The following is an 11,001-nucleotide window of genomic DNA, read 5'->3' on the forward strand; positions in this document are numbered from 1 at the left end:
GAGTCGGGCGTCAGAGCAGAATACCCGGATTGCACACACCGTCGGGATCGAGCGACGCCTTGACCGCCCGCAACGCGTCCAGGGCCAGGGGCCCGATCTCGTCGTGGTACGCGTCACGGTGATCCCGGCCGACCGCGTGATGATGGCTGATGCTGGCACCGGACGCCCGGATCGCGGAATTGGCCGCGACTTTCGCCGCCGCCCACTGCGCCAGCGGGTCGTCGGCGAACGGTGCGACGACCGTGAAGTACAGCGAGGCACCCGACGCGTAGACGTGACTCACGTGGCACATGATCAGCGGCGGCGTACCCGACGCGGTGAGCGAGTCCGTCAGCGCGGCCGTCACCGCGGCGCGCACGTCGTGCAGCCGCGACCAGAACGCGACGGTCTCGAGCGTCTCGACCAACACCCCGGCATCGAGCAACGGGTCGCGAAGGTACGGTCCCGCGAAACGTCCTGTCCGCCAGGCCTCCCCGGGACCATCTCCCAGTGCGCTGCCACCGGCTTCGATCAACATCGACGACGCCGCATCGCGTCGCCGCGCCACCTCGTCGGCCGCACCCTCATATCCGGCGACGACCAGGCACCCGGCTCCGCCGCCGCCATCGCCGTCACCGCTCCCGGCGCCGACGTCATCCGGCCCGCTCGCTTCGCTCCCGGCGCCGACGGGATCAGCGAGATTCAACGCCGTCTCCACCTCGTCGGACAGCCGGAGCACCGTCGGCAGCGGACCGTCCTGGGCCAGCCGACGAAGAGCGGTCGCGCCCTCGGCGAACGAGGCGAACCGCCAGGCGTCGAAGACGCGGGTCGTCGGGGCCGGACGGATACGGATCTGCACGCTCGTGATGACACCGAACACGCCCTCCGACCCGAGGACCATCTGACGCAGGTCGGGTCCGGCCGCCGACCGCGGCGCGGTACCGAGTTCGATGGTTCCCCGCGGAGTCGCCAACACGAGACCCTCGACCATCTCGTCGAAGCGCCCGTACCCCGCCGAGGACTGGCCGGCCGAGCGAGTCGCGGCATATCCACCGATCCCGGCGCCCTCATAGGACTGCGGGAAATGACCGATGGTCCAACCCTTCTCGCGCAGGAGCGCCTCGGCCGCGGGTCCGCGCAGACCGGCCTGCAGGGTCGCCGTCCGGGAGATCTCATCGATCTCCACCACGCGGTCGAGACGGCGCAGGTCGAGACTGATCACGCCGGCGAATCCGGCGCGGTCCGGCGTCAACCCACCCACCACGGACGTCCCGCCGGTGAACGGCACCACCGCGATCCGTCGCTCCGAACACAACCGCAGGATCGCGACCACTTCCTCGTGGTCGCCCGGGTACACGACGAGGTCGGGCGCGTCGTCGGCGTCACCCGCGCGCAACCGCAGGATGTCCGGGGTGGAGTACCCGCGCGTGTGCTGTACCCGTGTCGCGTCCGCGTCGGAGACGTGGTCGGCGCCGACGACAGCCGAGATCTCTTCGCGGACAGCAGCATCGACCGTCGACCGAGCCGGCGAGATCGTCCCCGGGTCGACGCCGGCGTCGGCTTTCCGGTCCCCGGCCAGCGCAGCCGCGGCGCCGGGCAGTTCGGCCGTGCGCGCCGGGGCTCCCCAGCGCGGCCGAAGCATCCCCACGACGGGGATCGCGGTTTCGTCGGACACGTGCTCGCCGGTCATCGGACCGGGCCCGGCCGGTTGCCGCCCGTCGGCGCGCCACCGCTCTCGGTGTCGTCTCGGACGATCGCCCGGACGACCAGTTCGGCGATCTGCTCGTCACTCAGGAAGCTGTCGGGGATGAGCATGAGGGAGTAGATGGTGCGCACGAGGAACTCGGCGGCCCCCCGCGGGGTGGGGAACAGCTGGTCCCCGATCTCGGGTTCCAGATCGGGCAGGGCCTCCGACACGATCTGATGGATGAGCGTGGGCCCGGCCGAATCGTTGGTGGCGACGAGCGCGCGGACCACTTCCTCCGGCTCCTTGCGCAGCACGTACTGCAACGCGTCGTGGTTGCGGATGTAGGGCAGCACGTTCACCACCTGCGCGTGGATCTTGCCCGCCGCGTCGGGCGCGGTCGCCGACCACTCGATCAACTTGACCCGCAGCAGCGACACCTCGCGTTCCACGATGGCCGTGACCAGCGCTTCGCGGCCGCCGAACATCCGGTAGGCGGTCGCCCGCGCCACCCCGGCGTGCCGGGCCACCGACGTCAGACTCAGCGTCTTGGCCCCGAACCGGGACACCAGCCCGACTCCGACATCCACCATGCGGTCACGATCCATGCGAAAACCGTAGCGAATCAGGACGAGGCGGGAACCGTCGTGGTGGTCGTCGTGGTGGTCACGGCGTTGCCCGGTGCGGCGTCCTCGGTGGTCGGAGGCGTCGTGGTGATCTCGGCGGGGCCCTCCGGCTCGGATGACGTCGAAGGCGCCGACGGGACAGGCGCCGGTGACGTACGGCGGACCGAAGGCGTCGTACGCGCCGGCTCCGGCGTCTCGGCGCGCGCGGTGATCGTGGTCTGCCGGTCCACGCGGTCGGCACCCGCACCGCCGCCGAGGCAATGGACGACGAAGGTCCTCGGCACATTCGGATACACCGACGCCGTGAGAACCCCACGCGCCCCCGGCCCCATCGTGGTGGCGGCGACGGGATGGACAGCGCCGCTCGGTGTGAGGGTGCATTCCACCGCCGGATTGCGCGTCGCATTGTTGTAGAGACTGATCTGCAATCGGGTCCCGTCGACGCGGTACGAACACCCGGGGATCGGTCCGGAACCGGCGAGCGGTCCGCAGTTCACACTGGGCGACGCCGCGGGCGACTCCGAGTCGACAGCCAGAAGCGTTGCCGCCGTGGCGAAAGTCAGCGATCCGCCGATGGCAAGGCCGGCGACGAACTTGCGCATGGCGATGTCTCCTCGGTTGCGGTCGTGCCGGGAACGCGTCGTGTATCGGGGGGCGTCATCGTCGGCGACGACACGTCCAGGCTACGCGCCGACCGGCCCGTACGCGGTCTCATCGGCAGCAATCGGCGGGCGATGGCGACCCCACCGAGACAGAGGAGTCCCCCGACGATGCCGACGCCGGTGGGCAACTCGTCGAGCAGCGCCCACGACAGGACGATGACGATCGCGGGGACCACGAGGGTGGTGGCCGCCATCGCACTCGCGTCGGTGCGGGCCAGCGCATAGGCCCACGTGGAGAACGCGATCGCGGTCGGCCCGACCCCGAGGTAGATCACCGCCCAGATCGCCCCCGGCTCGGCGCCGGACAGTTCGGTGACGGCGACGGGGGCGAAGGGCGCGGTGGCCACGAGGCCGGCTACCGCGCCCAACCAGGTCGCGGTCAGCGCATCGACGGTACGTAGGGCCGACTTCTGGATCAGCACCCCGGTCGCGTACAGAACCGCCGCGCCGACCCCGAGTACGATGCCGAGCCAGTCGGCGTGCGCGTCCGCGGTGGCGGACCCGCCGGCGGCGATCAGCACCACACCGGCGAAGGCGATCGTCATACCGATCACGAGATGACGCGGAAACCCCTCTCCGAGAAACAGTCCCGCGGCGACGGCCACGAGGATCGGCGCCAGGTTCACCAGCAGCGCCGCGGTCCCGGCGTCGAGGTGGCGTTCGGCCCAGTTCAGCAGGACGGTGTAGCCCGCGAACCAAGCGACCCCGTACGCCGTCACCAGGGCGAGCGCACGGCCGCGCGGTAGCAGCGGACGGGCCGACGCCCCGGTTGTCCGTGCGCGCAGACGTACCACCATCACGATGAGCGTCAGCGGGATCACCGCAGCCAGCAACCGCAGGAACGCCATGGAACCCGGTGAGAACGTGTCACCGAGCGCGCGGATGCCGATGAACGCCGACGCCCACAGCACGACGGTGACGACGGCGGCCAGAGCCGGCAGGGAAGCGGTGGCGGACCCAGCCGATGCCGGTGTCGGGCGCGAGGACATGTGTTCCAGATTCACTCATCCGGCACTTCAGGACAAGTGAATACTTGTTCCGAACATTTCAGCGCCGCTGCACAGTTGCCGCGGTATCGTCGCCCCATGGTCGACATCCACCGCCTTCGGGTTCTGCGCTCGGTCATCGGCGAGCAGTCCATCGGCGGAGCCGCGGCCTCGCTCGGATACACGCCGTCAGCGGTCAGCCAGCACATCGCCACCCTGCAGCGCGAGACCGGGTTGTCGCTGGTGGAGCGAGACGGTCGCGGCATCGTACCCACCGAGGCCGGCACCATCCTGGCCCGCGAGTCCGACACCGTCTTCGAGCAGATCGCCCGTATCGACGGTCTGATCTCGGAGCTGCGCGACGGCCGGCTCGGTCAGCTGCGCATCAACTACTTCGCCTCGGCGGGCGCCACCTGGATCCCGCCGATCGTCGCCACCATCTCGCGCGAATTCCCCGGATTGCGATTGGATCTCCGCCTCATCGAGCTGATGGGCCCGTCGTCGGCGGCACCCGACATCGAGATCTATGTCGAGGACAGTCAACGCCCGTCCGCGGACGTGGCCGGGTTCGTCGGACGCCGGCTGACCACCGACCCGTATTCCGCTGTCGTACCCGTGGATTCAGCATGGGCGGCGCTGGAGTCGGTGACCCTGCGCGAACTGTCCCAGGTCCCGTGGGTCGACAACGACGTGGCGCGGGGACCCTGCCGGCAGGCAGTGCTCGACGCATGTACGTCGGTCGGTTTCGTACCCGACTTCAGTGTCGAGACCCAGGACTACCCGACCGCGATACGGTTCGTCGCGGCCGGGGTCGGACTCACCGTCGTCCCCCGGCTCGCGCTCGTCGACCTGCCGCCCGGCGTCACGGCAGTTCCCATCGTCGACCCGACGCCCGCACGCGAGGTGCGGGTCCGGGTACGGCAGAGCGGACTCGACCTGCCGCCCGTCCGAAGAGTGCTCGAGATGCTTGATGCCGCTGTCGCGCAGGGGTTTTCGTGATCAGCCGAGCTTGCGTAGGCGCGGGGCGAGGTCGCGTTCGAAGTTCTCCAGGAACCGCTGCTGGTCGTGGCCGGGGGCGTGGAAGACGAGGTGGTTGAGCCCGGCGTCGGTGTAGAACTTGACCTTCTCGACGGCCTCGTCGGGGTCGGAGGAGACAATCCACCGCTTGGCGACCTGTTCGATCGGGAGCTCGTCGGCCAGCCGCTCCATCTCGGTCGAGCTGTTGACGCTGTGCTTCTGCTCCGGGGTCAGCGACAGCGGGGCCCAGAACCGGGTGTTCTCCAGCGCCAGTTCGGGATCGGGATCGTAGGAGATCTTGATCTCGATCATCTTGTCGATGGTGTCGACATCGCGCTCGGCCTTGGCCGCACCCTCGGCGACCGCGGGCAGCAGCTTCTCGGTGTAGAGCTCGGGCCCCTTGCCCGAGGTACAGATGAAACCGTCGCCGGCACGGCCCGCATAGCGTGCGACCACCGGCCCGCCGGCGGCGACGTAGACCGGGATCGGTTGCTCGGGAATGTCATACATGTAGGCGCCCTGCGTGTGGTAGTACTCGCCGTCGAAGTTGACCTCTTCGCCGGTCCACAGTTCGCGCATGAGTTTGATCGACTCGCGCAGGCGCGCGAAGCGTTCCTTGAACTCCGGCCACTCTCCCTGGAAGCCGGTCGCGTACTCGTTGAGCGCCTCGCCGGTGCCGACACCGAGCATGATGCGTCCGGGGTAGAGGCAGCCCATCGTGGCGAAGGCCTGCGCGATGACCGCGGGGTTGTAGCGGAAGGTCGGGGTCATCACCGAGGTGCCGATCTGCACGCGCTTGGTGCGCTCGCCGACCGCCGCCATCCAGGCCAGCGAGAACGGGGCGTGGCCGCCGTTGTGCCGCCAGGGCTGGAAGTGATCGCTCACCGCAACCGAATCCATGCCGTGCTCTTCGGCCGCGACCGCGATCTCCACCAGCTCGCGCGGATCGAACTGCTCCGCCGACGCCTTGAAACCGAGCTTGAGTTCTGCCATGTCCATCGCTCCTTCGCCACCGGCCCTCACCCGCCGGCGCGGGCCGGTCTGCGGAGTCGGCCCAATCGTCGTGTGACCTCGCATACCAACGTAGAGCATGCGGACAGACGCCGACGTCGGGAGCCGGACGGGACCTCAGCCGGCCGGGGCGACCCAGCATGTTCGCACTCGGGATTCCTCTGGCAGCGAACAAGCTGGACCTCAAGTTGGGTTTAAGTTCTACCGTGGACGGCATGAGTATGCAGTCCGTGGCCTGGGACATGATGTACAAGTCCTCCACCCAGCCCAGCAGCAAGCGATTACGGGGCGACCGCCGGGTGACACTTCGCCGTATCGGTGGGTTCGCCCGACCGCACCGACGCCGGATCGGATGGTTCCTCCTGCTGTCGGTCTTCACCGCGGTGCTGACCGTCGTGACCCCGCTGTTGGCGGGTCGCGTCGTCAACGTCATCACCGAGAGCGGCTCGGAGATGATGATCGTCGGACTCGCGGTCGCCATCGCGCTGATCGCCGTCGCCGAGGCCGCCGCGGGAATCGGGGTCCGGTGGCTGTCGGCGAACATCGGGGAGGGTCTCATCCTCGACCTACGGCGAGCTGTCTTCGACCACGTGCAGCGGATGCCGATCGCGTTCTTCACCCGCACCCGCACCGGGGCCCTGGTGAGCCGGCTCAACAACGACGTCATCGGCGCCCAGCGGGCATTCAGCGACACCTTGTCCGGCGTCGTCTCGAACATCGTCACCCTCACCCTGACGCTGGGCGTCATGATCGCGATCAGCTGGCAGATCACGTTGCTGGCGCTGATCCTGCTGCCGGTCTTCGTGATACCGGCGCGACGGATGGGCCGGCGCATGGCCGCACTCTCCCGCGAGGCCGCCGAACACAACGCCCGGATGTCGACACAGATGACCGAGCGCTTCTCCGCCCCCGGCGCCACGCTGGTGAAACTGTTCGGGCGTCCCGATCTCGAGTCGCGCGAGTTCGCCGACCGCGCCGACCGGGTGCGCGACATCGGCGTACGACGGTCGATGCTGCAGGCGTACTTCATGACGACGCTGATGCTGGTGTCGGCGCTGGCCCTCGCCCTGGTCTACGGGCTCGGCGGATGGCTTGCGGTACAGGATCATCTGTCCGCGGGCGCGGTCGTCTCCCTGGCCCTGTTGCTCACCCGGATGTACGCACCGCTCACGGCCCTGGCGAACGCACGGGTCGAGATCATGAGCGCCCTGGTCAGTTTCGAGCGCGTCTTCGAGGTCCTGGACCTACAACCCCTCATCGCCGACGCACCCGACGCGGTCCCGGTGCCCGGCACCGAGAGCGGGCGGCCCGTGCCGGTGTCCGTCCGATTCGACGACGTGTCCTTCGCCTATCCGGCGGCGGACAAGGTGTCGCTGGCATCGCTGGAAGAGGTTGCCCAGCTCGACAATCGGGCCGGCACGACGGTCCTGCACCATGTCGACCTCGATGTCCCGGCCGGCAGCATGGTGGCTCTCGTGGGCAGTTCCGGTGCCGGCAAGTCGACCATCGCGAGTCTCGCGACCCGCCTCTACGACGTCGACGAGGGCTCGATCCAGCTGGCCGGAGTCGACATCCGGAAACTGCAGACCGCATCGGTCCATCGAACCGTCGGTCTCGTCACCCAGGACGGCCACCTCTTCCACGACACCATCCGGGCGAATCTCGTGCTCGCCCAGCCGAACACGTCCGATGACGAGATCTGGGACGCACTGCGACGGGCTCGGCTCGACGAGCTGGTCGGCTCACTGCCCGACGGACTGGACACCGTCGTCGGCGAACGCGGGTACCGGCTGTCCGGCGGTGAGCGCCAACGCATGACGATCGCCCGTCTGCTGCTCGCACAACCGTCGGTGGTCATCCTCGACGAGGCGACCGCGCATCTCGATTCGACGTCGGAGGCGGCGGTCCAGGCGGCGCTCGGCGAGGCCCTCGAGGGACGGACCTCGATCGTCATCGCGCACCGGCTCTCGACGATCCGGGCCGCCGACGAGATCGTCGTACTCGAAGCCGGGCGTGTCGTCGAACGCGGTGATCATCCGACGCTCCTGGCGCGCAACGGACGCTACGCCGAGCTCTACCGGACGCAGTTCGCCGAGGACGACCCCGAGGACTCGGATTCGCTGACGGCGTGACCCTTCGTGACGCGGGCTCCGCAAGCTCCGCCCGCTCCTCAGGGAGCATAGGGAGGGCGTCGCTTGCGCTCCTCGCACCTCAGGGAGCAATGGATAGCAGGGGTGAGCTCAGTCGTCGAGGTCGTCGAAGTTGTCGATCAGGCCACGGCGCCGGGGGCGATCGTCGGTGTCCTTGACCCGCTCACCGAGGCGGCGCCGGAGCTGCATGGCGATCAGCACGAAGTTCACGATCACCACGGCGATCCCGACGGCCACCCAGAACCACCGACCGTCCTGCCACCAGCCGACCGTCAGCCAGCCGATGCAGAAGATGAGGATGGTCGCGCCGACGATGGTCAGCGTCATCGAGAACGTCTGCGCGCTCCGCGAGAAGTCGGGGCCGGTGGTCACGATGATCTCCTGCAGTGGTGGACAGCTGATGGTCGCGGCCGCCGACATGGGCAGCGTGCCGTTGTGGAGCGCAGGTCAGGACTGGATCACCATGGCAACCGCGACGAGGACGGCCACCACCACTATCGCAGCGACCACGAGCATGACCTGCGTCGGCCCCGGCATCTCGCCGCCGGTGGTCAGCGCTCGCGTGGTCCGTCGCCACCGCCAGGCGCCGAGGACCGCAAGCGAGGCACCGAGTCCGACCATCACGACGCCGAGCGCGATGTCGACCATCGGCGTCGTCTCGTCGGGAGCGAGGTAGACCACCGCGATACCGGCCGCCATGAAGCCGAGTGCGGTCCGCACCCAGGCGAGCAGCGTTCGCTCGGCGGCGAGGGTGAATCGGGCGTCCACTGCGCCGGGCGGTCTGGTCTCCAGCTCGTCGGCGTACGACTGCCCCGGGTTCACCGCATCCGGAGTCGCCGGGTTCGGGGCACCCGCCCCGTCAGCCGGCCCGTTTGCCCGTTCGCTCGTCAGTGCTCTTGCCCTCTCGGATCGCTTCGGCGGCGAAGGCCGCGGTCACCTCGACCGCGTCCAGGGTCTCCGGGTGGCGGGCGCTCAACACCGGGAAGGCGTGCACCTGCCATGCGTAGAGGTGCGCCACGGCCGTGACGCCCGCAGCGTCGAGCGACTCGACGAGGTCGATGACGTCGGGCTCGAGCATCTCACCTTCGGCCGCGACCAGCACGGTCGGCGGGAACGAGGTGAGATCGGCGTCGGCGATGCGGCGCACACCGGTCAGCTGGACGGGCCCCTGATCGAACTGGGGCGCCAACCGGGCCATCTTCGACTTGGGCAGATAGGCGTCGGATCGACTCGAACGGTCCGGGTGGACCCCCAGGTCCATGTCGAGGAGTGGCGAGAACCCGATCAGCGCCGTGGGTGTGGGCAGGCCGCGCGCCGTGGCCGCCTCGACCACCTTCGCGGCCAAGAAACCGCCGGCCGAGTCACCGGCGACGATCACCCGCCGGAAGCCACGCTCGTTGATCAGCTCGGCGTAGGCGTCGACCGCGTCCACGACGGACGTCCCGACACCGGCCTTCGGCAGCTGCCGGTACTCGAGTGAGAACACCGGCACCTCACACGCCCGCGCCATCCGCGCGGCGATCGATCGGTGGGTGCCGAGCCCGCAGACCACGAAGGCGCCGCCGTGCAGGTAGAGCATCGCGGTGTCGCCGTCCCGGCGGGACGGTCCGACCGGCATGATCAGCTCGGCGGGCCGCCCGGCGAGGACCAGCTGCTCACGGACCACGCCGCGGGGTTTGGGTCCAACGGCAAAGATGCGGTCGATGAGGAACAGCCCCGCCAGCCCCTGCTTGTTGATCGGCCACAGCGCCAGGGTCGGTTTCAGGAGCGCACGCGCACCGAACCAGATGGGGAACGACCGCAGGCTCGGCCGACGGTGATGAACGATGGGCATCAGATTCCTCCTGTGCCCGAACGTACACCCCGGGAGCGTCCGTTTCAGTCCGTTCGTCGGGGTCGCCGTTCACGGTGTCGAGGTCGTTCGGTCACCTTCGTCGGCTATATTCTCGGACTCGTGACCAGATCGCGGATGCGCCCGGCAGGTGCCGCTTAGGTGCCCATTCCACCTCATTTCCTCCTGTCTGCACAGGCAGACCCGCCGCGCACCCTCTGCGACGTGCTCACCGCCACCGCGCGTGCACACCCGGATGCCGCGGCCATCGACGACGGCGAGATGACCCTCACCTACGGCCAGTTGCTGGCCGTGGTCCGCCGCACGGTCGCACGTCTCGGCGAGGTCGGCGTCGGGCGGGGAAGCCGGGTCGGCATCCGGATGCCGTCGGGGTCGCGGGACCTGTACGTCGCGATCCTGGCGACCCTCTATGCCGGCGCCGCGTACGTGCCGGTCGACGCCGACGACCCGGACGAACGCGCCGAGCTCGTCTTCGGCGAGGCCGAGGTCGACGCCATCGTCGACGCCGACGGACCCCGTTCGACGAAACCGGCGTCGACGCCCGCGCAATCTCCTGCCCGCCCCACACCCGACGACGACGCGTGGATCATCTTCACCTCCGGTTCCACCGGCAAGCCGAAGGGCGTCGCGGTCACCCACCGCAACGCGGCGGCGTTCGTCGACGCCGAGGCGGCCATGTTCCTGCCGGACGCCCCGATCGGCCCGCACGACCGTGTCCTGGCCGGACTGTCGGTCGCGTTCGACGCCTCGTGCGAGGAGATGTGGCTGGCGTGGCGCAACGGCGCGTGCCTGGTGCCCGCACCGCGCTCGCTGGTCCGCAGCGGCATGGACCTCGGTCCGTGGTTGGTGGCGCGCGACATCACGATCGTGTCGACGGTTCCCACGCTGGCATCCCTGTGGCCGCCGGAGGCGCTGGAAGCCGTGCGGCTGTTGATCTTCGGCGGCGAGGCCTGCCCGCCCGAGCTCGCCGACCGGCTCGCCGTCACAGGTCGCGAGGTGTGGAACACCTACGGCCCCACCGAGGCGACGGTCGT

The 11,001-nt window shown here is 69.3% G+C and carries 11 protein-coding genes; 3 read left to right on the forward strand and 8 right to left on the reverse strand.

Translation table 11 applies throughout. The features are described from left to right. Positions 1–10: 10 nt before the first annotated feature. Genes M4D77_RS11375 through M4D77_RS11390 form a run of 4 tightly spaced genes read right to left on the reverse strand, consistent with a single transcriptional unit; the run spans position 11 to position 3,940 of the window. Positions 11–1,669 carry an FAD-binding oxidoreductase gene (locus M4D77_RS11375; protein ID WP_259936230.1) on the reverse strand — a complete coding sequence of 553 codons (1,659 nt, stop codon included), beginning with the start codon at positions 1,667–1,669 and terminating at the stop codon, positions 11–13. After that, a complete protein-coding gene (locus tag M4D77_RS11380) occupies positions 1,666–2,271 on the reverse strand; it encodes a TetR/AcrR family transcriptional regulator (protein WP_065630369.1) in 606 nt (201 codons plus the stop codon). Before M4D77_RS11380 ends, M4D77_RS11375 begins: the two co-directional genes overlap by 4 nt. A 17-nt stretch (positions 2,272–2,288) precedes the next feature. Then, entirely contained in the window at positions 2,289–2,891 is a 603-nt protein-coding gene (locus M4D77_RS11385) for a hypothetical protein (RefSeq protein ID WP_065630368.1), read from the reverse strand. Beyond that, positions 2,849–3,940 carry a DMT family transporter gene (locus tag M4D77_RS11390; RefSeq protein ID WP_065630453.1) on the reverse strand — a complete coding sequence of 364 codons (1,092 nt, stop codon included), beginning with the start codon at positions 3,938–3,940 and terminating at the stop codon, positions 2,849–2,851. Before M4D77_RS11390 ends, M4D77_RS11385 begins: the two co-directional genes overlap by 43 nt. Positions 3,941–4,036: 96 nt before the next feature. Here M4D77_RS11390 and M4D77_RS11395 point away from each other — a divergent pair, with 96 nt between their 5' ends. Further along, on the forward strand, positions 4,037–4,936 hold the full coding sequence (locus tag M4D77_RS11395; RefSeq protein ID WP_058249597.1) for a LysR family transcriptional regulator: 900 nt from the start codon (positions 4,037–4,039) through the stop codon (positions 4,934–4,936). On the opposite strand, the gene fgd is transcribed toward M4D77_RS11395, so the two are convergent. Further along, the gene (gene fgd / locus M4D77_RS11400; RefSeq protein ID WP_065630452.1) at positions 4,937–5,947 is read right to left on the reverse strand and encodes a glucose-6-phosphate dehydrogenase (coenzyme-F420); all 1,011 of its coding nucleotides are present in this window, start codon (positions 5,945–5,947) and stop codon (positions 4,937–4,939) included. Positions 5,948–6,180: 233 nt separating this feature from the next. Here fgd and M4D77_RS11405 point away from each other — a divergent pair, with 233 nt between their 5' ends. Continuing rightward, entirely contained in the window at positions 6,181–8,097 is a 1,917-nt protein-coding gene (locus M4D77_RS11405; protein ID WP_065630451.1) for an ABC transporter ATP-binding protein, read from the forward strand. Between the two features lie 108 nt (positions 8,098–8,205). Here M4D77_RS11405 and M4D77_RS11410 read toward each other — a convergent pair whose 3' ends face one another. From M4D77_RS11410 to M4D77_RS11420, 3 genes are all read right to left on the reverse strand, one after another. Then, positions 8,206–8,487 carry a hypothetical protein gene (locus tag M4D77_RS11410; RefSeq protein ID WP_259936231.1) on the reverse strand — a complete coding sequence of 94 codons (282 nt, stop codon included), beginning with the start codon at positions 8,485–8,487 and terminating at the stop codon, positions 8,206–8,208. Positions 8,488–8,562: 75 nt separating this feature from the next. Beyond that, positions 8,563–8,937: a YidH family protein gene (locus M4D77_RS11415; protein WP_259936232.1), complete on the reverse strand. Its 375-nt coding sequence runs from the start codon at positions 8,935–8,937 to the stop codon at positions 8,563–8,565. Positions 8,938–8,974: 37 nt separating this feature from the next. After that, complete coding sequence (locus M4D77_RS11420; protein ID WP_159371587.1) at positions 8,975–9,949, reverse strand: alpha/beta hydrolase; 975 nt, start codon at positions 9,947–9,949, stop codon at positions 8,975–8,977. Between the two features lie 159 nt (positions 9,950–10,108). Here M4D77_RS11420 and M4D77_RS11425 point away from each other — a divergent pair. Next, the coding region (locus tag M4D77_RS11425) for an AMP-binding protein (protein ID WP_259936233.1) at positions 10,109–11,001 on the forward strand (893 nt) is incomplete at its 3' end.

It is taken from the genome of Gordonia sp. p3-SID1431 (genome assembly GCF_025143765.1).
GTDB lineage: Bacteria > Actinomycetota > Actinomycetes > Mycobacteriales > Mycobacteriaceae > Gordonia > Gordonia hongkongensis.

Excerpts from the sequence above, each read along its gene's own strand:
- M4D77_RS11385 (WP_065630368.1), bottom strand. The coding sequence starts at position 2,891 with ATGCGCAAGTTCGTCGCCGGCCTTGCCATCGGCGGATCGCTGACTTTC.
- M4D77_RS11420 (WP_159371587.1), bottom strand. The coding sequence starts at position 9,949 with ATGCCCATCGTTCATCACCGTCGGCCGAGCCTGCGGTCGTTCCCCATC.
- fgd (WP_065630452.1), bottom strand. The coding sequence starts at position 5,947 with ATGGCAGAACTCAAGCTCGGTTTCAAGGCGTCGGCGGAGCAGTTCGAT.
- M4D77_RS11380 (WP_065630369.1), bottom strand. The coding sequence starts at position 2,271 with ATGGATCGTGACCGCATGGTGGATGTCGGAGTCGGGCTGGTGTCCCGG.
- M4D77_RS11390 (WP_065630453.1), bottom strand. The coding sequence starts at position 3,940 with ATGTCCTCGCGCCCGACACCGGCATCGGCTGGGTCCGCCACCGCTTCC.
- M4D77_RS11375 (WP_259936230.1), bottom strand. The coding sequence starts at position 1,669 with ATGACCGGCGAGCACGTGTCCGACGAAACCGCGATCCCCGTCGTGGGG.
- M4D77_RS11405 (WP_065630451.1), top strand. The coding sequence starts at position 6,181 with ATGAGTATGCAGTCCGTGGCCTGGGACATGATGTACAAGTCCTCCACC.
- M4D77_RS11395 (WP_058249597.1), top strand. The coding sequence starts at position 4,037 with ATGGTCGACATCCACCGCCTTCGGGTTCTGCGCTCGGTCATCGGCGAG.